We start from the raw sequence: 19419 nt of genomic DNA, 5'->3' as shown, positions 1-19419 counted from the left end.
GGTCTCCTCCGGACTACCTTGCACAATAGCCGCCGTCGACCGGCAGAATTACGCCCGTGACAAAAGCGGCGGCATTGCTGGCGAGGAAGAGCGCCGGCCCGACCAGATCGGCTGGCTTGCCCCAGCGCATCATAGGTGTGCGGCTGATGATATTACGGTTGCGGTTTCTGTCGGTGCGCAGCGCCTGGGTCAAGGGTGTATCGATCCAGCCGGGAGCAATGGCGTTGACGCGAATCCCGTCGGTGGCCCAGGCAACCGCCAGCGACTTGGTCAAGGTTGCGATACCGCCCTTCGACGCCGAGTATCCCGGAACGTTGGGGCCGCCGAAGAAAGACAATACCGACGCTATGTTGATGATCGCGCCACCACCATCGGCAAGCGCCGGGTGGCATGCCTTGCACAAGCGCATTGTCCCGTTGAGGTTGACGTCGACGACCTCAGCGAAGGTGACGGGATCGAATTCGACATCCCGTCGAATGATGCCCGCGGCATTGATCAAAACATCGAGGTGGTCGAGATCATCGGCGAGCGCGGCGACGGCGTCGTCGTCGGTCACGTCGAGCACGACCGAGTCGAGATTTTCGGCCTGCCACGCGAGCGGCGCCCGGTCGACGGCCGTCACGCGATAGTCGGCAGCCAGGAAACCTTCAGCAAGGCCGCGGCCGATGCCGCTGGCGGCGCCGGAGATCATGGCGTGGGATTTTGTCATTCGGTCGAGGTAGGTCGGAGAATGCTTAGATCGGCAACTTCATGCCGGGGGGCAGGTTCATGCCACCGGTCATTTCGCGCATCTTGTCCTGGAGGGCGGTGTCGGCCTTGCTGCGCGCGTCGGTGCTTGCCGCGACGATCAGATCCTCCAGGATCTCGCCCTCCTCCGGCTTGAGTAGCGAGGGATCGATCCGAATCGCCTTCATCTCGCCCTTGCCGTTGAGGGTGACGGTCACCAGGCCGCCGCCGGCGGTCCCTTCGACCGACATCGCAGCGACCTCCTCCTGCATGGCCTCCATCTTCTCCTGAAGCTGCTTGGCCTGCTTCATCATCCCCATCAGGTCACCGAGGGCCATCGTGTCTCGTATCCTTCTCGCTGCGTGTCAGGCGTTCTGTATGGCTCTTGCACGCGGTTCTGTCGATGTCGAATCGGCGAGAACGCGTCAGGGGTCCAGCTCGCCCGCGTCTTCGATCGGGGGCTCAACACCGTCGTCGTCGGCCACATCGCCGCGAACCCGGACGTCGACGACCTCGGCGCCGGGGAACGCGGCAAGGACGGCTGCCACCGCTGGATCGGCCTTTGCATCGTCGACCAACCGGTCGCGGGCGGCTTGGCGAGCCTCGGCGACCGTCGGTGCCGCAGCTTCCCGCGCCACGGCCACCATCCACCGGCGTCCCGTCCAATGCTCAAGCTGGCGGGAAAGATCGCCCGGCAGGCTAGCCGGTGCGTCGGCGGTCGGCGCGAGATCAACGCGCCCATCCTCGAAGTGTATCACTCTCACCTGATGTTCGAGCGCGTGTTTCCATTTGAGATCGCGCTTCGTCCCCGCGAGGGCGACCAGGTCTTCAAAACTATCGAGACGCGTCAGCGGTTCGGATGCCGGCCGAGGCTGCGTCGCGGCGGGGGTAACCTTAGGTTCCGGCGGTGTGGAGGCACCGCCACCTGCCACTGCGGCTAGCCGCGCTGCCGGCGGTCCCGATGCCGGTGCGGACGAGCCCGCCACCCGGGGTGCGCGTGTTGTTGCCGCTCCACCGCCGTCCCGTAGCGCCCGGAGCGCCTCGTCCGGCGTCGGCAGGTCGGCGGCGTGGGCGATCCGCACCAGCACCATATCGGCCGCCGCGAGCGGACGGTTGGACTGTCGCGCTTCGTCAATTCCCTTGAGGAGCATCTGCCACGTCCGAGCAAGAATCCTGAGCGACAAGGCTTGCGCGAACTCCGTGCCGCGCGTGCGCTCTTCCTCAGTCAAACCGCCGTCGGCCGCCGCGTCCGGCGCGAGCTTCAGTCGGGTGACGATGTGGGTAAAAGCCGCCAGATCCTCCAGAACGACGGCCGGGTCGGCGCCGACATCGTAGAGCGCTTTCAGGCGCTCTAGGGCCTCGGCGACGGCGCCTTTCATCAGATCGCCGAACAGGTCGATGACCAGCGCTTTGTCGGCGAGGCCGAGCATCGTTCGAACCGCCTCTGCTTCGACCTGGCCGCTGGCATGGGCGATGGCTTGATCGAGCAGCGACAGGGAGTCCCGGGCCGATCCTTCGGCGGCACGGGCGAGCATCACCAGCGCCTCGTCATCGACCGCGATGCCTTCCTTGCCGGCGATGTCGCGCATCAGGCCGATGAGCCGGTCGGCTTCGATGCGGCGCAGATCGAACCGCTGGCAACGGGATAGCACCGTCACCGGGACCTTGCGGATTTCGGTGGTCGCGAACACGAACTTCACGTGTTCCGGCGGTTCCTCAAGGGTCTTCAGCAGCCCGTTGAAGGCCGCCTTGGACAGCATGTGAACCTCGTCGATGATGTAGACCTTGTAGCGGGCGACCGCGGGCTTGTAGCGCGAGGCTTCGATGATCTCGCGAATGTCGTCGATGCCGGTATGGGAGGCGGCGTCCATTTCGATGACATCGATATGGCGGCCTTCCATGATCGCGGCGCAGTGTTCACCGGGCCGGTCCATGGCGATGGTCGGCTTGTCGATTTCGCCGGGGACCAGGTAGTTCAGCGCGCGGGCAAGGATGCGAGCGGTCGTTGTCTTGCCGACGCCGCGAACACCGGTGAGCATGTAGGCCTGTGCGATCCGCCCGGTGTCGAACGCATTGGTCAGCGTTCGCACCATCGGCTCCTGGCCGATCAGGTCGGCGAAACTGCTCGGACGGTACTTCCGTGCGAGCACCCGGTAATGACCGGTTTCAGCAATGTCCTGAGTGCTGCCGTCCATTGTGCGTCCGCCAAGACCGGTCTGCCAAGCCGTAAGACCATGCGACAAGGCGAGGCTGCCCGCTGAAATCGTGCCCGCCGATCCCGCTGGATTTTGGTCTTCGAGAGGCGAGAAGGAAGCCGGACGAACGACCCGCGCCGAAACTCGTTAGGGCTGCTTCCTTCCGGACCTGACCCGGTTGGCGAGGAGCGCGTCCGCCGCCGACTTCCCAATGCACCATATCATGGCGGGGGTGCGCGGTGGCAAGGGACCGGCCGTTCGCATCGCGCCACGCACGAAAATCGTCCACAGGCCGGCAGGCGTAATCCGATCTGGTGCACGGCTTGGGCTATCGTAGAGCGAGCGCGACAGGAGATTGAAGTGACAGAAGACTTCGAGACGGCGTCACGGCTGGTGGCTGAATCGGCCTTGATCCGGGCATTGGCGCTTTCCGACCTCCGTCTGAACGCCGACGCTCGCTTTCCATGGCTGATCCTGGTGCCGCGTCGCCCGGACATGGCCGAGATCATCGATCTTGAGGCCGCCGACCGAGCGACACTGTTCGACGAAATCGTCAGTGTTTCCGCGGCGTTAAGGGCGGCGACCGATTGCGAGAAGCTCAATGTGGCGGCGCTGGGTAATACGGTCCGCCAACTCCACGTCCACGTGATCGCGCGTTTCAGCTCCGATCCGGCCTGGCCGGGTCCCGTGTGGGGCGTCGGTGAACCGATTGGCTATGACCCGACGGATCGCGATAGACTGGTCACCGCCATCCTCGATGCCCTCACCGATTGATTCCAACGCATGACAAGTCTCTTCGACGGCGTCCCGGCCGCGGAACCGAGCCGGACCCACGGCTTTTCCGCCAACCGCATCGATCGGCGGAGCGAGGCTCGCGACGAGTCGTCACTCGCGGAGGCCGCTTCCGACCCGGCTGCCCGTTTCTATCTGTTCCGGGACGATACAGCGATCATCAGGCCAGACGGCGCCGACCCGCTGTTCACCCGCGCCGAGGTGGAATCGCTTGGCGCGGCGGCAGTCACGATTCTGCTTGGCTGGGCGGACACCGGTCCTCGCTTGGCGGCGACACTGCCGGCGGACACGCCTATCGACGAGTCCCGACTACAGTCGATCAACCTTCGCAGCCTGGCGATCGAGGGAGCGGTCGACCCCGAGCATCTCGGCGCGTTCGCCCAGGCGCGGAGCCTCCTTGCCTGGAACCAGCGTCACCGATTTTGTGGAGCGTGCGGATCGCCGTCCGAAATGCGGGACGGCGGTTATCGTCGGGAATGTCCCGCGTGTGGAGCAATGCACTTCCCCCGCACCGATCCGGTGGTCATCATGCTGGCCATCGATGCCTCCGGCACCGACGAACGGTGCCTGCTCGGGCGCCAGCCGCGCTTCGCGCCCGGCATGTATTCGTGCCTCGCCGGGTTCGTCGAACCGGGCGAAACCATCGAGGACGCAGTGCGGCGGGAGACGCTGGAGGAAGCCGGCATCGCCCTCGGCCGGGTGCGGTATCACTCCAGCCAGCCCTGGCCCTTCCCGTCCTCATTGATGATCGGCTGCCATGGCGAAGCACTGACGACCGAGATCACACCGGACGAGAACGAACTTGAGGACGCGCGCTGGTTCACCCGCGCCGAGGTGCTGGCGATCCTTTCCGGCGAGCACCCAGGCGGGATCAAGTGTCCGCCGCGGATCGCGATTGCCCACAGCCTGATCCGGACTTGGGCGGAGGCGGTCTAGATTGGCTCCGGCGCCGATGTAGCCCCTTCATCCACCTCGTCGAGGACGACGACGCTTTCCTGCTCGTTCGGGTCGGTTCGAGCTATGACGGCCCGCACCGGCTTGTCGGTCGGGTTGAACGGCTGATGGGGGACGCCTGCCGGGATGTAGATGAAGTCGCCGGCGCTGACGTGATCGGTGTGTTCGAGGTTCGGTCCGTGACGCATCGCCGCCGACCCTTCCAGCACGAAGATCGCCGATTCATGGGCCTCGTGATAGTGCGGCTTGGCTTCTGCGCCGGCCGGCATCTCCAGCAGATGCATGCACAGGCCCTTCGCGCCGGCTGTCTCGGCCGAGATGCCAGAGAAGTAGTCGAGCCCCTGCTTGCCGCGAAACGCCTCGCCGCCGCGGATGAAGCGGCACCGCGGTTCTTGCCGGTTCTCGTCGATCATCGATGTCTCACCTTCGCGACCAGTAGCTATGTCTACTCAGACTCGTCCTCGTAGCCGACCATGTGAAGGGGCCGGGCGGCGATCCCGTTCAACGTACACCAGCGGACCAGTGCCTCTTCCCGGCCGTGGGTCACCCACACCTCGCGCGGGCCGAGTTCTCCGATGGTGGCGGTTAGTTCATCCCAGTCTGCGTGATCGGAAAGGATCAGCGGGAGCTCGACGCCCGATTGCTTGACACGTTGGCGAATCCGCATCCAGCCGGAGGCCGAGCACGCCACGGGATCGGGAAAACGCCGCGCCCAACGCTCGGATATTTCCGATGGCGGACAGACGACGATCGCGCCGGCGAAATCACCCTTCTTGCCGCTTTCGACCGTGGCCGGCGCAAGCGGACCGAGGGCGACGCCTTCCTCCTCATAAAGCCGGCAGAGCTTGTCCATCGCACCGTGGACGTAGATCGGCTTGGCGTAGCCGGCGTCACGCAACATGCGGATCACCCGCTGTGCCTTGCCGAGGGAGTAGGCGCCAACCAGATGGGCGCGCTCCGGAAACTGCGCGACCGATGCCATCAGCTTGGCGATTTCCGCTTCGGCGTCGGGATGGCGGAACACGGGCAGGCCGAAGGTTGCTTCGGTGATGAAGATATCGCAGGGCACGGGAACGAACGGCAGGCAGGTCGGATCCGCACGGCGTTTGTAGTCGCCGGAGGCCACGATCCGGCTGCCGCCGGCTTCCACCACGATCTGCGCCGAACCGAGAACGTGACCGGCCGGCTCGAACCGAACAGTGACGTCGCCGATCCGGCGTGGCTCGCCGAGAACGGCGGTCTCGGCGGTTCCCACGAAATCCGCGCCGTAGCGCGCCGCCATGATTCTCAAGGTCTCGCGAGTCGCCAGCACCGCATCATGACCAGGCCGGGCATGGTCGGCGTGGCCGTGAGTGATCAGCGCGCGCGGAACCGGGCGGGTCGGATCGATATGGAAATCGCCGAGTTCGGAATAGAGGCCCGCCGAGGTCGGGCGGAGGATCTCTTCGACACGCACGGGTTCGTCCAGTCAATCGGTTGGTTGCGTCGGGAGTAGCGTCTTGCGACCAAAACAGGGTAAATCATGCCCCGTCAGTTTCAAATGCTGCAGCCGTGATCCTTACGCGACGCCCTTGAACCAGGGCGGTCGACATGTCGGCGTTTACCGCCGGTAACAGAAGCTGTCTGCAGACACCGGGAGATCGCGTGGACAGACGCCTATTGGTCAAGCTCACAATTACCATCGGCATTGCTACAGCCGGGGGGGCATTGGCCACACTCGCCGGCTTGCCGGCGTCGTGGCTGTCCGGCTCGATGGCGGCCGTGACGGTGATCACGATAGCGGGCTTCGACAGCCAACTACCCGTCCGCGTCATCGATGTCGCATTTCTGCTACTCGGGACGGCGCTCGGCGCCGGGGTCACGCCGGAACTGCTCGCCAATGCGGCCGCCTGGCCGGTGAGCTTGGCGATTCTCGCGGTGACGGTGATCGTGGGGATTGCCGCCGTTCGGGCATTCCTGGTCCGCATCGCCGGCTGGGACCGGGAAACGGCGTTCTTCGCGTCGATTCCCGGCGCGCTATCGTACGTGCTGGCGATTGCTTCGGAGACCAACGCCGATATGCGGAAGGTGGCGACCGCACAATCGATCCGAGTCTTTCTATTGGTGGCCGCCCTGCCCGGTCTGTTGGTCGCGCTCGAAGGGGGAGGCGACATGACCGCCGCCGCTTCGGTCGCCTCGCCGATCGAAATCGCGATCATGTTGCTTGCCGCTCTTGTGTCGGCAGTCGTCGCGCGCCGGCTGAGATTGCCTGCGGCGTTCATGTTCGGCGGCTTCTTTTCCAGCGCGGTGCTCCAGGGGACCGGGCTGGTCGTTGGCCGATTACCGGAACTGGTTGTAACGGTCAGCTTCATCTTTCTCGGTGCGCTGATCGGCAGCCGGTTCGTGGGCACGACACTCAGATTCCTGCGGCAGGTCCTGCTGGCCTCGGTTGGGGCGTTTCTCGTGGTCTCGGCAATCGCTTTCACGGCCGCGTTGCTCGTGGCGGCGATAACCGGGGTATCGATCGATCAGGCGATTGTTGCGTTCGCACCGGGCGGACTGGAGGCCATGCTGTCCCTGGCGCTAGCGCTGGATCTGGATTCGACGTTCGTTGCCGCGCATCAGTTCGCCCGCTTCGCGGGGCTGGCGCTGTTGCTGCCTTTTGTGACGCATTGGGCGATCGGCCGAGGTTCGGCCGAAGATCAGCGGTAAAGGTGCTACCCGCCGGCGGGTGGGAAGACCACAATTCGAGTATTGCCGGCTGCTGCGGCCGCACCAGGAAGCGGGACATCCGCGTCCGCGCTCCCGGCAAACGGCAGACCGAGACGGTTCCAAACGTCGGTCAGCGCGCCGACAAGGCTGTCGATCAGGGCATCGTTGTGGAATGGTGTCGGTGTAATCCGCAAACGCTCGGTGCCGCGCGGAACGGTCGGATAGTTGATCGGTTGGATGTAGATCCCGTGCTCGTCAAGCAGCATGTCGCTTGCCTGCTTGCACTGGTCCGGATTTCCCACCAACACCGGAACGATGTGGGTTTCCGACGGCATGACGGGCAACCCCGCGGCGGCCATCGCCTCCTTGGTCCGTGCCACGGCCCGCTGCTGATCCTCGCGCTCGGCCGATGATGCTTTCAGATGCCGGATCGAGCGGGTCGCCGCCGCGGCGATCGCCGGCGGCAACGCGGTGGTGAAAATGAAGCCGGGTGCGTAGGAGCGGATGGTGTCAATGATCACGCGGCTGGCCGTGACATAGCCGCCGAGGGTGCCGAACGCTTTCGCCAGCGTTCCCTCGATAACGTCGATGCGGTCCATCACGCCGTCGCGCTCGGCGATACCGCCACCGCGGGGCCCGTACATGCCGACCGCGTGCACTTCGTCGAGGTAGGTCATTGCGCCGTACTTGTCGGCAAGGTCGGCGATCCGCTCGATCGGCGCCACGTCGCCGTCCATCGAGTAGACCGACTCGAAGGCGATCAGTTTCGGCCGAACCATGCTCTGGGCCTTGAGGATGTCCTCGAGGTGCTCCAGGTCGTTGTGTCGGAAGATGAATTTCTGCGCGCCGGATCGGCGGACACCCTCGATCATCGACGCGTGGTTCAACTCGTCCGACAGAATCACGCAGTCGGGTAGCATCTTGGCGATGGTCGATATCGCCGCCTCGTTGGAAACGAAACCGGAGGTGAAGACGAGGGCCGCTTCCTTGTGATGCAGGTCGGCCAGCTCGGCTTCCAGGTCGACCAGCGGATGGTTGGTACCGGAGATGTTACGGGTGCCGCCGGCGCCGACCCCCATCCGCTTTGCCGCATCGGTCATCGCGGCAACGACCGATTCATGCTGGCCCATGCCGAGGTAATCGTTAGAGCACCAGACGACGATCTCGCGGGCCTCGTCGCCATTGCGCCACAGCGCGTAGGGGTACCGACCCGCGATCCGCTCCAGATCGGCGAAGACCCGGTAGCGTTTCTCGGCGTGCAAGGCGGCGATGGCTTCGGCGAAGATCGACTGGTAGTCCATCGAAGGAACCTGTGATTGGAACGATGCGAAAGTAGAGAGGGAATCGGCGCGAGTCCACCGGCACATTGCCGCGCCGGCCGTCACGGTTACTTGATCTCGATCAACCGAATAGGACGGCTCGATCAGGTGTTTACGCCAGATGTCTTCTAGCGTGCTCTCAGCCCGTGTAGGACACGCCGCGGTAGCGCATCCCGATCTTCACGGCACCGACGATGATCCTGGACAGGACCTCCATGTCGACGGGCATCCGAGGACGCCAGACGTCGAGCAGCAAGGCGATGCGCGGTTCGTCGGCATCGTTGATGACTTCATGGGGGAACGTGTCGTCCCAAAGCAGCATCTCGCCGTCGCCGATGCTGTGGTCCTCGTCGTCGATCAGCATTGTCGTTGCCGGGGTGCCGTCGGCTCGTTGCGGGATCTGAAGTCCGAGGTGGAACCGCATGATGCCGCGGAAGGGGCCGCGGTGGCGGGGAATGTGCTTGCGGGGGGCCAGGAAGGAGACGGTCGCCGATTTGACTTCCGGGCATTCGTCAAGGAGGCCCGTCAGGAGCGGCATACGGGCCAGGTTGTCCTCGACCGGCACGTCATAAGCCTTCAGAATCAGCATCCGCCAGTCGAGCCCGTCGTTCGCTGAGATGTCGGCCTGTTCCGGCATGATGTCGTGAAACCGGGGCATGGCGTCGAGTCGCGCCGCCTTGGCCTCATCGCGGATTGCTTCCCACTGATCGGCGAATTTTCGGGCGTTGGGGAAGTCGCTTTCAACTTCGAGAACCGGCGGGGCGTCGATGCGTCGTTCGTACACCTTCCGGACGACTCCGGATGCCTGATCGTAAAATTTCGTCATGGGTTCGCCGCTCCCCAAGTTGCCGTCGGGCACGATTGAGCATGCCTTCATGGCGGATCAGTGATCATCTTAGCCGATTTCACCTGACCGAAACCTTAGGAGAATCCCTGACAGGTAGCCGGGGGTGCGTCTGAAACGGTTGCGCGAGGCAGCGTCCTAGGTCACCATCGACAAGGGCGCTTTGCTTTCGAGGAAACGGTGGTATCGATGGCTGGACGCAAGACCCTCCTGGCGATAACCGCCATGGTCTTTGCCTTGGTCGCAGGCGACGCTTTGGCGGCACGATGCGGCAATTCGGGCGCCGGGTTCAATCGCTGGCTCGCCGACTTCAAGCGCGAGGCGGTGCGCGCCGGTATCTCCCAAAGGGTGGTCAATTCCGCTCTGAGGGGGGTGACCTACGACCGCAGCGTCATCAGGCTCGATCGGAACCAGAAACACTTCCGGTTGAGCTTCCAGGAGTTCTACTCCCGCCGGGTCTCGAACCTCCACATCACCAAGGGGCGCAGCCTCATCCGGCAAAACGCCTCGTTGTTCCGGAAGATCGAGCAACGGTACGGGGTGCCGTCCGAGGTGATCGTCGCGATCTGGGGCTTGGAGACCAGTTTTGGCGCCAACACCGGCAACAAGAGCTCGATCCGCTCGTTGGCGACGCTGGCCTATGATTGCCGGCGTTCGGACTTCTTCACCAACGAACTCATGGCGGCGCTGCAAATCGTTCAGCGTGGCGATATGTCACCATCGCAAATGGTCGGCGCCTGGGCCGGCGAACTTGGCCAGACCCAGTTCCTGGCGACGTCGTATCTCAAGTTCGCGGTCGATTTCGACGGCAACGGACGCCGTGACCTGATCCGCAGCCGCCCGGACGCGCTTGCTTCGACGGCCAACTACCTGAAGGCCTACGGATGGCGCGCCGGCCAGTCCTGGCAGCCAGGGACGCATAACTACGCCGTGCTGTCGAAATGGAACAAAGCCAAGGTCTACCAGCAGACGATTGCGGTTCTGGCTGACAAGATCGGCGGATAGGCACCCCGTGATGGCTGCGGCCACGCGTTCCGTCCGGTTCGCGGTCGACGATGATCGCAGCGTCTCCGGCTTGCTCGATGCGCCGCCATCGCCGACCGCCTGCCTTGTTTTCGCTCACGGTGCCGGTGCCGCCATGGGGCATCCGTTCATGACCGCAATCGCGGAAGGTCTTTCGGCCTCCGGTATCGCCGTCCTGCGGTTCAACTTTCCGTATATGGAAGCCGGCAGCCGCCGCCCGGACAGGCCACCGGTCGCGATGGCGACGGTCCGCGCCGCGACCGCCGAAGCCGCGACGCTGGTGCCGGACGTGCCGCTCTTCGCCGGCGGCAAGTCGTTCGGTGGCCGGATGACCTCGCAGGCGCAAGCCGAGACGCCGCTGCCGGGTGTTCGCGGCCTCATCTTTTTCGGCTTTCCGTTGCATGCGTCCGGGAAGCCTTCCGTCGAACGCGCGGACCATCTGAGCAGTATCGAGCTTCCGATGCTGTTCTTGCAGGGTACGCGGGATTCGCTTGCGGATCAGGGGCTTATCCGATCAGTGTGCGAGGGGTTGGGCGCGCGGGCAACGCTGCACATCGTCGAGGATGGCGACCATTCCTTTCACGTCCGCAAGGCCAGCGGTCGGGACGACGTCGCGGTTCGTGATGAGATTGTGGCGGCGGTTGTATCTTGGATCGCGACAATCGATTGACTCACGAGAAAGTCACCGACGGCGGGTGCGCCCGGAAGTAGAAATGCCTAGATAGATCGATGTTGAACCGTTTCAGCCATGAGCGGAGGGCATCCGTCATGATGGATCGCAGAACGCTGCTACTTGGCGCCGGAGCCATGTTGGTCGCGCCGGGCGCCGCCCGGACTTTCCAACTCGATCCGAAATACGAACCGAAACGGGTCTACTATCGCCGTTATCCTGCCGGAACCATCGTTGTCGATACCGGCAATCACTTCCTGTTTCTGGTCGACGATCCACCCTTTGCCCTGCGCTATGGTGTCGGTGTCGGTCGTGCGGGGCTCAGCCTGAAAGGCAAGGCGATCGTTGAGCGGAAGGCTGAGTGGCCGTGGTGGCGGCCGACCGACAACATGATCCGTCGCTCACCGAAGAAGTACGCGCGCTACGCTGGAGGGATGCCAGGTGGGCCCAACAATCCGCTGGGCGCCCGCGCGCTCTATCTCTATCGCGACGGCAAAGACACCATGTACCGCATTCACGGGACCAACGAGCCGAGCTCGATCGGCCAGTCCGTCTCGAACGGCTGCATCCGCATGGTCAACGACCATGTCATCGAACTCTACGACCGGGTGCCGGTCGGCACTGAGGTGGTTGTATTGTGATCCATCCCACCGGCGATTGACGGATCGGACTGTTCGCCTCACCATCTCGCTGCCCCAATCTGCCAGCGAGATTCTTGATGTCGTCTGACGCCGCCGAACCGTTCGATGCCGAGAGCGTGCGACGGAAGGCGGAATCACTGAAACACCTGGAGGGTGCGCTGATGCCCATCCTCCAGGCGCTTCAGGCCGACCATGGCTACATCGACGAACGCGCCGTCCCCATTGTCGCCGACGTCCTGAATCTGACCCGCGCCGAAGTCCACGGCGTCGTTAGCTTTTATCACGACTTCCGACGCGCCCCCGCGGGCCTGCATGTGGTTAAGCTCTGTCGCGCCGAGGCCTGCCAGGCCGCCGGTGGGGACAACCTGGCCGATCATGTCGAACGCCGGCTTGGTGTCCCCGTTGGTGAGACGGCCGCCGACGGGTCAGTAACGGTCGATGCCGTCTACTGTTTGGGGCTCTGCGCCGTGGCGCCGGCGGCGATGTTTGACGGCCGGCTGGTCGGTCGCCTGGACAAGACGCGGGTCGACGTCCTTCTGGACGACCTGAGCAAATAAGCCGCATAGCCTGTCTAGCCGCCGCAGGATCACCGGGGGCTCGACAGTGTGCTATTCACTCTCGCGTTTTTCGTGAGATTGCTGGCCGTTGTCGTCTGCTGTTCGCCCCTTTGACGTGACCCATCGCGGCGTCCTCGCGATCGCGGTGCCGATGACGCTTGCCTATATGTCGACGCCGCTGGTCGGCGCCGTGGACACTGGCGTCATCGGCCAACTGGGCGACGCCGCGCTGATCGGTGGTATCGCACTCGGGGCGGTGATTTTCGACATCGTTTTCACCACTATGAACTTCCTGCGGGCGAGCACTGTCGGCCTGACGGCACAGGCCCATGGCGCCCACGACCGTCCGGAAGTCAACGCCGCTTTTTTCCGCGCGATGATCGTCGCGGTGCTCATCGGTCTGGTCGTTCTGGCACTTGCGGGTGTCATCCTCGACGCGGCGCTCGCGTTGATGGGTGGGAGTCCCGCGGTCCAAGCGGCGACCCGCGCCTACTACGACGTTCGCGTTCTCGCGACACCCTTTGCACTCGCCAACTACGTCGTCCTCGGCTGGCTAATCGGGATCGGACGGGCCGGTCTGGCGCTCGTGCTCCAGACCATTTTGAATGGAACCAACATCGTCCTCAGCGCCCTCTTTGTCCTCGAGTTCGACTACGGCATCGCCGGTGTGGGCTGGGCGAGTGTCGCCGCCGAAGTGGTGACAGCGCTGATCGGTGTGGCGATCGCGCTGCGCCTGATGGATCGTGTTTGGCCAAGCCGAGATCTGATTCTCGATCGGGTGGCGATCATGAAGATGACCGTCCTCAATCGCGACATCATGATCCGGTCGTTCGCCCTGTTGTTTGCTTTCGCATTCTTTACCCGGCAAAGCGCCGCCAGCGGCGATATCGTCCTTGCCGCCAATCAGGTGCTGATGACCCTGTTCTTCGTCGGGGCGTTCTTCCTCGACGGCATGGCGACCGCGGCGGAGCAACTCGCCGGCAAATCGGTTGGCGCGCGCTACCGCCCGGCCTTCGATCGATCCCTGCGTCTGACCGTCGGCTGGGGGTTCGCTATCGGTGCGACCGCCAGCCTCGTCTTCTTCGTTGCCGGGGCTTTTGTGATCGACGTGATGACCACCAACGAAGCCGTACGAGAGACTGCTCGGTTCTACCTGACCTTCGCGGCCTTGACGCCGCTCGCCGGGACGCTGGCGTTTCAGATGGACGGCGTGTTCATCGGTGCCACCTGGTCCGTCGATATGCGCAACATGATGCTCCTGTCGCTGGCGCTCTACCTCGCGACATGGGCGGTCCTGACCCCGTTCCTCGGCGTTTCAGGTCTGTGGCTTGCGTTTCTCGTGTTCCTCGGGGCGCGTGGGATCACCTTGTTGTGGCGGACGCGAAGCCGGGTTCGTGAGGCGTTCCCCGATCAGCCTGTGGCCTGAGCCGCCCAATCTGCGGCATCGCGCCCGACGATGTCCGCGATACGGTTGACGCCTTCGCGTTCGAGAAGCCGGGGCAGCTCGGCGACGATCTGACCGGCCAACCCGGGTCCGGCATAGACTATGCCGGTGTAGAGCTGGATCAGGTCGGCGCCGGCCTTGAGCTTGACGAGGGCGCGCTCGGCCGAATCCACACCCCCGACCCCGACCAGGACCAGCCGATCGCCGGCAGCTTGGCGTACCTTCGCAAGCACCCGCGTGGATAATGCGAAAAGCGGCTCGCCGGACAGGCCGCCAGCCTCTTGCGCTTGGGGATCGTCCGCGACCGTGTTGCGGGTGACGGTCGTGTTCGACACGATCATGCCTTCGATCCCGGCCTCGATCGCGATGTCGACCGTTGCGGCGATCGCTGCATCGTCGAGGTCGGGCGCGATCTTGAGCAGGATCGGTGGGCGCCTGATCGCCGCTTCGCGGGCTTCGCACACGCGAGAGAGTAACGTCCGGAGCGCGGTGTCCTCCTGAAGGTCACGCAAACCCTTGGTGTTGGGCGAGGAGACGTTAACCGCTAGATAGTCGGCGACATCGACAAACCGCGCGATTCCCGCGGCGTAGTCGGCGGCCCGGTCGGCGCTGTCGCGGTTGGTGCCGACGTTGACGCCGACGATCCCCCGCTTCGGCGACCGGGCTGCGAGTCTCCGGTGGACAGCGTCAAAACCTTCGCTGTTGAAGCCGAGGCGGTTGATCATGGCGCGATGATCCGTGAGACGGAAAACCCGCGGCTTGGGATTCCCCGGCTGTGGTCGGGGCGTGATCGTGCCGATTTCGACGAAGCCGAAACCTAGTGCCAGCAGAGCGTCCGGAACCTCGGCGTTCTTGTCGAAACCGGCGGCGATGCCGACCGGGTTGGGGAAATCGAGGCCGAGGAGTTTGCGGCGAAGTGTTGGCGCCGGCGGTTCGGGGCGCGGGTAGGCGCCCGCTGCAAGAGCCTTGACCGCGAGACGATGGGCTGTTTCCGGATCAAGGGAAAAGAGCGCCGGCCGGATGAGGTCGTAGACACTCATGGATTGAGATCGGGCAGCATATGCCGCCCATCGGCGATGTCGATGGTGCGGACCCACAGAACCGCGTCCATCGGCAGAGCGCCATGAAGGTGCGGGTAAAGGACGCCGTCGCGGGATGGTTCGTGGCGGAGGGCATCGCCGAGGCGACCGGAATCGATTGCCACAAGAACGAGACCGGCTTGGCCGGCGAAGTAATGTTCCAGCGTTCCGGCGACCTGATCCGCGTTTGAGAGATGAATGAAGCCGTCCTTCAGGTCGATGTCCGAGCCCTTGAAGACGCCGGTTGCCTCGGCGGTCCGCCACTCCTTGTTAGGACAAATTTTGTAAACGACGGCCATCGTGCGACTCTGTGAGTTCGACCGCGACCGTAGAGACCGTCTTTGCTTGCGGCAAGCGAAGCGCGGCCCGCCCTTGCGGTCGAAATCGGAGCGGGTCGAAGAAGAGGTCCGAAGATGCACCGCATTCTGACACTATGCGGAAGTCTGGGGTTTCTGACGACGCTCGCCCTGGCTGAGGAACAGGTACCGGGTCGTTACGCGGTCGAACCCAGTTTCGACGGTTTCGTACGTCTCGACACCGAGACGGGCGCGCTGTCTCACTGCCGTCGCGAGCAGGGAATTTGGCGCTGCGCGATTTTGGCGGAAGACCGGTCCGCGATCGACGCACTAGCAGACGACGTGGCGGCGTTGGCGACGCGCGTTGATGCTTTGGCCGCACGCGTCGATGCCTTCGAAGCCAGCCGGAGCGCCCCTGCCCAAGATGAGTCGAGCCGCTTCTTCGACACGTTGATGGAACGGCTCGAGGCGCTGGTGCGTGACATCAGGCGCCCGCCGCCGGACAGCGGTTAGCGTCTCACCGATCGTTCTTGTAGCGCTCCGTCGCGGCCACTAGTTCCGAGGCGATACCGGGCTCGGTCATGGCATGGCCGCAGTCGGGCACAACGCGAAGATCGGCCTCCGGCCAGGCGCGGTGAAGGTCCCAGGCGATGAACAGCGGCGTACACACGTCGTAACGACCGTGAACGATCGTGCATGGGATGTGCCGGATGCGCCCGGCATTGGCGATCAGTTGGCCATCGTGCTCGAAAAATCCGCCGTTGACGAAGTAGTGGCACTCGATCCGGGCGAAGGCGAGGGCATAGTCCGGCCGGCCGAAGGCGGCCACTCGCCCAGGATTGGGAAGGAGCGACAGCGCTGCCCCCTCCCACATGCTCCAGGCGCGGGCGCAGGCGAGCTGCACCTCCGCGTCGTCGCCGCTGAGGCGCGCATGGTAGGCGGTGATCATGTCGCTGCGTTCTACCTCGGGAATCGGGGCCGCGAAGTCTTCCCAGGCATCCGGCAGGATCCGCGAGGCGCCCTCCTGGTAGAACCATAGAAGTTCGCTCCGGCGCATGGTGAAGACGCCGCGCAAAATGATTTCGGTCACCCGATCCGGGTGGGTCTGGCCGTAAGCCAGCGCAAGGCATGCGCCCCACGATCCACCGAACACCTGCCAGCGGTCGATTCCGAGATGGTCCCGAATCCGCTCCATGTCGGCGACCAGATCCCAGGTCGTGTTCTCAGCGAGTTCCGCCCTCGGCGTCGATCGCCCCGATCCCCGCTGGTCGAACATCACGATCCGGTAGGTCGCGGGATCGTGGAAGCGCGCCATCGTCGGATTGGTGCCCGCGCCGGGGCCGCCATGAAGGAGGATCGCTGGTTTGCCGTCCGGGTTGCCGTATTCGGCGACATGGAGCTCGTGCAGCTCCGAAACCCGTAACCGGTGAACCCGGCGCGGTGAGGCAGGGGGAAACAGCGGCCGCAGCTCGGTCATCAATTCGCGTTCCTGGTTGTTGATCGATCAGACGGCATGGTCTTCCAAGAGCGGGTCGGGATTTGGTCGGCGGATAGCGTCGAGGACTGCGAGCCGCGCGGCAGACGGGGCCGGCGTCAAGATGCTGACGGCGGCGGTCACTGCAAATCCGACCGGTACACCCAACGCTGCCGCTGCCGCCGGAGCGATCCCGGTCTCGGTGACCCCGGCGATGGTCAGCGGCTCGATCGTTTCGGCGAACAGCAGCCCAATGTAGCCGGCTGCCGTCCCGAATCCGGCGACCATGCCGGCGATGGCGCCCCAGAAGGTCGTCCGGCGCCACCAGATGCCGAGCACAATCGCCGGCAGGAAGCCCGACGCTGCAAGCGACGGGGCGGTGAAGGCCAGGGCCAGTATCGCGTCCGTGTGATACGCGGCCAGCCAGGTCGCGAGCACGGCGGCAGCGAGGAGCCCCACACGCGACACTGCCAGGCGCCGGCCGGCGGTGGCTCTGCGATTGATCAGCGATCCGTACACATCGTGACCAAGCGATGTGGCAATCCCAATCACCGCCGCCCCAGCGACCCCGAGGGCCGCGGCGAGAACGGCTGCAGTCAGCAGTGCAGTCAGGAAGTACGGAAGCGTCGTGATGTCTGCAAAGCCTAGGGCAATGATGTCGCCGGTGATCGCGATATCGCCGGGCTCCAGCCCATTCACGACCGCGGCGGCCCCGCACGCATCGCTGATCGCGGCAACGTCGGTGACGGCCGCGCCGCAGATGGCAAGAGCTCCGTTTGAAGTGAACGCGAATACCCAGCCGGGTAGATCGATGACTTCGACACCGACGACATCGTTGAGGATCGCAAGCCGCGCGAAGACGGCCAACGCCGGTGCCGTCGCAGCGACAAGCCCAACGACCAGGAGCGCCCAGGCAACCGAGTACCGTGCGGCGCTCATGGTGGCGACCGTACCGCTCCGGGCCACGACCTGCGGCAGCGACGCCACGCCGGCGGCCAGGCACAGCATCATTAGGAAGAGGTTGAAGCCGTCGAGCGTGGCGACCGGCATGAGCCGGCTCCGCAGGGCCTCGATCGGTGACCCGGCTGCCCACGAGGAGTCCCCGATCGCGTTCCCAAGCGTGATGTGAGGGATCGGAACCCCGTACTGCTCCAGCGAGAAGACGATCGCGGGTACCAAGACACCGAACAAAATAACGATTGCCTGAGCGCCGGCGATCAGGGTCACTGCCCGCATTCCACCAAAGACGGATCCCACGACGGTGACGACCGCCATGCCTATCAAGACCGACATCGGCGGCAGGTCCAGGGCGACCGCGATCGCTTCGCTGGCAAGCGAAACTCCGGCGGCCAGAAGTGGAAGCAGCACTACGATCAGAACGATAACGCCGAGAATGCGGACCAGAGGATTGCCGTAACGGACCGCGAGGAAGTCGGCGACGGTGACGGCGCCGGATTTCCGGTAGAAGGGCGCCACCGCGACGGCAAGGAGCACGAAGCCGACCGTCCAGCCGGCCGCGACGGCGAATCCCGCCGTCTGATCGGTGAAGAAGGCGCCGACCAAACCGATCAGCCCGGCGGCGCTCACGAAGGACGCGGCGGTTGCCAATCCGTTGACGCCTGGCGGAACCGATCGCCCTGCGACAAAAAACTCGGAGACGGACAGTGTTCGCGTAACGATGCCGATTACCAGGTAGGCGGCCAACGTCACGAGGACGAGTAGGACCATGATGACGCGATCGGCAAGGCCGAACTGGCCCACCAGGGCGATGACGATCAGGAACGCCGCGAACGCCGCAGTGAGCAGCGCGTAAGCCTTTCCGATCCCCCTCACGATCTTTCGCCTGCCGTCACGGTCAGTCCTCGAACATGCCGTGTTTGCGATCGATCGCATCCTGACGGCGGGCGAACCAGAACAGGATCCCAATCAGGAAAGCCGGCGATACGACTGCTGCGAGGACAAATCCGGTCGCATAGCCTTCGGTTGCTTCAGCGGGGTTGGCGAGGGTGAGGAAGAACAGAGTGACCAAGGCCGCGATGACCAGAACCGCCAGACCGACGAGGCCGGTCTCCCGCCAACGGCCGCTTTGACCGGTATCAGGCATCGATGGCGCTTCCTACTGTCGATTCGTTCATTGCCACCATGGCATGAAGCCGCCGCCGGGTTCACTGGCTTTGCCGGGATTCCGATTGCCGGTCGGTGGATTCGTCGCTACCACAGTAGTTTAGCAGCGCTGAGCAAGTAGAGGATGCTCGGCGTGTACCGGGGAGACGAACATGCTGAAGGAATTCCGGGAATTCGCGCTCAAAGGCAATCTGGTCGATCTGGCAGTGGCGTTCATCCTTGGCGCTGCGTTCAGCGGCCTGGTCCAGTCCGTTGTTAATGACATCATTATGCCGATCGTAGGCCTGATCACCGGAGGCGTTGATTTCAGCGAGCTGTATATCCAGCTTGCCGGTGAACCACAGCCGACGCTCGAACTCGCGCGAGAAGCCGGCGCCACGCTCGCATATGGCAACTTCATCACCCTGCTCATCAACTTTCTGATCGTGGCGTGGGTCCTGTTCCTGGTGGTTAAGACCATGAACAGGCTGAAGCGCGAGCAGGAAAAGGCACCACCGCCTCCCGCGGAGCCTCCGCGGGAGGAAGTCCTGCTGGCGGAAATCCGCGATCTACTGGCGAAGAAGGGCTCGTGACCGGCCGAAGCGTGAACT

The 19419-nt window shown here is 64.3% G+C and carries 22 protein-coding genes and 1 other RNA gene; 10 read left to right on the top strand and 13 right to left on the bottom strand.

Annotation, left to right across the window (positions count from 1 at the left end; all coding sequences use genetic code 11):
- Positions 1–13 precede the first annotated feature (13 nt).
- The 4 genes from ACO076_RS03210 to ffs all read right to left on the bottom strand — a co-directional run bounded on the left by ACO076_RS03210 (position 14) and on the right by ffs (position 3129).
- Complete coding sequence (locus ACO076_RS03210) at positions 14–709, bottom strand: SDR family NAD(P)-dependent oxidoreductase (protein WP_421725293.1); 696 nt, start codon at positions 707–709, stop codon at positions 14–16.
- Between the two features lie 25 nt (positions 710–734).
- On the bottom strand, positions 735–1064 hold the full coding sequence (locus ACO076_RS03205) for a YbaB/EbfC family nucleoid-associated protein (protein WP_421725292.1): 330 nt from the start codon (positions 1062–1064) through the stop codon (positions 735–737).
- A gap of 87 nt (positions 1065–1151) precedes the next feature.
- Positions 1152–2921 (bottom strand): DNA polymerase III subunit gamma/tau, encoded by a 1770-nt coding sequence (locus ACO076_RS03200; protein ID WP_421725291.1) that lies wholly within the window; start codon positions 2919–2921, stop codon positions 1152–1154.
- Between the two features lie 112 nt (positions 2922–3033).
- Positions 3034–3129: signal recognition particle sRNA small type (ffs, locus tag ACO076_RS03195), an RNA gene on the bottom strand.
- Positions 3130–3281: 152 nt separating this feature from the next.
- Here ffs and ACO076_RS03190 point away from each other — a divergent pair.
- Both ACO076_RS03190 and nudC read left to right on the top strand, forming a co-directional pair.
- Positions 3282–3695, top strand: a complete 414-nt coding sequence (locus ACO076_RS03190) for an HIT family protein (protein ID WP_421725290.1) — start codon at positions 3282–3284, stop codon at positions 3693–3695.
- Positions 3696–3704: 9 nt separating this feature from the next.
- Positions 3705–4649 (top strand): NAD(+) diphosphatase, encoded by a 945-nt coding sequence (nudC, locus tag ACO076_RS03185; RefSeq protein ID WP_421725289.1) that lies wholly within the window; start codon positions 3705–3707, stop codon positions 4647–4649.
- Here the strand turns inward: nudC and ACO076_RS03180 are convergent.
- A complete protein-coding gene (locus ACO076_RS03180) occupies positions 4646–5080 on the bottom strand; it encodes a cupin domain-containing protein (RefSeq protein ID WP_421725288.1) in 435 nt (144 codons plus the stop codon). The two genes, nudC and ACO076_RS03180, sit on opposite strands and share 4 nt — an antisense overlap.
- Positions 5081–5112: 32 nt before the next feature.
- A complete protein-coding gene (locus ACO076_RS03175; protein ID WP_421725287.1) occupies positions 5113–6123 on the bottom strand; it encodes a ligase-associated DNA damage response exonuclease in 1011 nt (336 codons plus the stop codon).
- 188 nt (positions 6124–6311) lie between these two features.
- On the opposite strand from ACO076_RS03175, the gene ACO076_RS03170 reads away from it, so the two are divergent.
- Complete coding sequence (locus ACO076_RS03170; protein WP_421725286.1) at positions 6312–7358, top strand: AbrB family transcriptional regulator; 1047 nt, start codon at positions 6312–6314, stop codon at positions 7356–7358.
- Positions 7359–7363: 5 nt separating this feature from the next.
- Here the strand turns inward: ACO076_RS03170 and hemA are convergent, their stop codons facing one another.
- On the bottom strand, positions 7364–8659 hold the full coding sequence (gene hemA, locus ACO076_RS03165) for a 5-aminolevulinate synthase (RefSeq protein ID WP_421725285.1): 1296 nt from the start codon (positions 8657–8659) through the stop codon (positions 7364–7366).
- A 157-nt stretch (positions 8660–8816) separates the two neighbouring features.
- On the bottom strand, positions 8817–9503 hold the full coding sequence (locus ACO076_RS03160) for an aspartyl/asparaginyl beta-hydroxylase domain-containing protein (protein ID WP_421725284.1): 687 nt from the start codon (positions 9501–9503) through the stop codon (positions 8817–8819).
- A 207-nt stretch (positions 9504–9710) separates the two neighbouring features.
- Between ACO076_RS03160 and ACO076_RS03155 the strand changes: the two genes are divergently transcribed.
- The 5 genes from ACO076_RS03155 (at position 9711) to ACO076_RS03135 (ending at position 13838) form a co-directional block, all read left to right on the top strand.
- Entirely contained in the window at positions 9711–10526 is an 816-nt protein-coding gene (locus ACO076_RS03155) for a lytic murein transglycosylase (protein ID WP_421725283.1), read from the top strand.
- 10 nt (positions 10527–10536) lie between these two features.
- Positions 10537–11214: an alpha/beta family hydrolase gene (locus tag ACO076_RS03150; RefSeq protein WP_421725282.1), complete on the top strand. Its 678-nt coding sequence runs from the start codon at positions 10537–10539 to the stop codon at positions 11212–11214.
- 98 nt (positions 11215–11312) lie between these two features.
- Positions 11313–11855 (top strand): L,D-transpeptidase, encoded by a 543-nt coding sequence (locus ACO076_RS03145; RefSeq protein ID WP_421725281.1) that lies wholly within the window; start codon positions 11313–11315, stop codon positions 11853–11855.
- A gap of 77 nt (positions 11856–11932) precedes the next feature.
- Positions 11933–12412, top strand: coding sequence for a formate dehydrogenase subunit gamma (locus ACO076_RS03140; RefSeq protein ID WP_421725280.1), 480 nt, complete (start codon positions 11933–11935; stop codon positions 12410–12412).
- A gap of 88 nt (positions 12413–12500) precedes the next feature.
- The gene (locus tag ACO076_RS03135) at positions 12501–13838 is read left to right on the top strand and encodes an MATE family efflux transporter (protein WP_421725279.1); all 1338 of its coding nucleotides are present in this window, start codon (positions 12501–12503) and stop codon (positions 13836–13838) included.
- On the opposite strand, the gene ACO076_RS03130 is transcribed toward ACO076_RS03135, so the two are convergent.
- Positions 13823–14896 (bottom strand): quinone-dependent dihydroorotate dehydrogenase, encoded by a 1074-nt coding sequence (locus ACO076_RS03130; RefSeq protein WP_421725278.1) that lies wholly within the window; start codon positions 14894–14896, stop codon positions 13823–13825. The two genes, ACO076_RS03135 and ACO076_RS03130, sit on opposite strands and share 16 nt — an antisense overlap.
- Positions 14893–15234, bottom strand: a complete 342-nt coding sequence (locus tag ACO076_RS03125) for a DUF952 domain-containing protein (RefSeq protein ID WP_421725277.1) — start codon at positions 15232–15234, stop codon at positions 14893–14895. Before ACO076_RS03125 ends, ACO076_RS03130 begins: the two co-directional genes overlap by 4 nt.
- A gap of 114 nt (positions 15235–15348) precedes the next feature.
- On the opposite strand from ACO076_RS03125, the gene ACO076_RS03120 reads away from it, so the two are divergent.
- Entirely contained in the window at positions 15349–15744 is a 396-nt protein-coding gene (locus tag ACO076_RS03120; RefSeq protein ID WP_421725276.1) for a hypothetical protein, read from the top strand.
- Positions 15745–15748: 4 nt separating this feature from the next.
- Here the strand turns inward: ACO076_RS03120 and pip are convergent, their stop codons facing one another.
- From pip to ACO076_RS03105, 3 genes are read right to left on the bottom strand one after another with little or no spacing between them, the layout of a single operon-like run.
- Positions 15749–16708 (bottom strand): prolyl aminopeptidase, encoded by a 960-nt coding sequence (gene pip, locus ACO076_RS03115; protein ID WP_421725275.1) that lies wholly within the window; start codon positions 16706–16708, stop codon positions 15749–15751.
- A gap of 27 nt (positions 16709–16735) precedes the next feature.
- Complete coding sequence (locus ACO076_RS03110; protein WP_421725274.1) at positions 16736–18538, bottom strand: VC_2705 family sodium/solute symporter; 1803 nt, start codon at positions 18536–18538, stop codon at positions 16736–16738.
- A 22-nt stretch (positions 18539–18560) separates the two neighbouring features.
- Positions 18561–18809, bottom strand: a complete 249-nt coding sequence (locus ACO076_RS03105; protein ID WP_421725273.1) for a DUF4212 domain-containing protein — start codon at positions 18807–18809, stop codon at positions 18561–18563.
- Between the two features lie 172 nt (positions 18810–18981).
- Here ACO076_RS03105 and mscL point away from each other — a divergent pair, with 172 nt between their 5' ends.
- Positions 18982–19401: a large conductance mechanosensitive channel protein MscL gene (gene mscL, locus ACO076_RS03100; protein WP_421725272.1), complete on the top strand. Its 420-nt coding sequence runs from the start codon at positions 18982–18984 to the stop codon at positions 19399–19401.
- The last annotated feature ends 18 nt before the right edge of the window (positions 19402–19419 follow it).

It is taken from the genome of Bauldia sp. (genome assembly GCF_965232525.1).
Taxonomy (GTDB): domain Bacteria; phylum Pseudomonadota; class Alphaproteobacteria; order Rhizobiales; family Kaistiaceae; genus Bauldia.
This window is presented reverse-complemented; position numbering and strand designations above follow the sequence as displayed.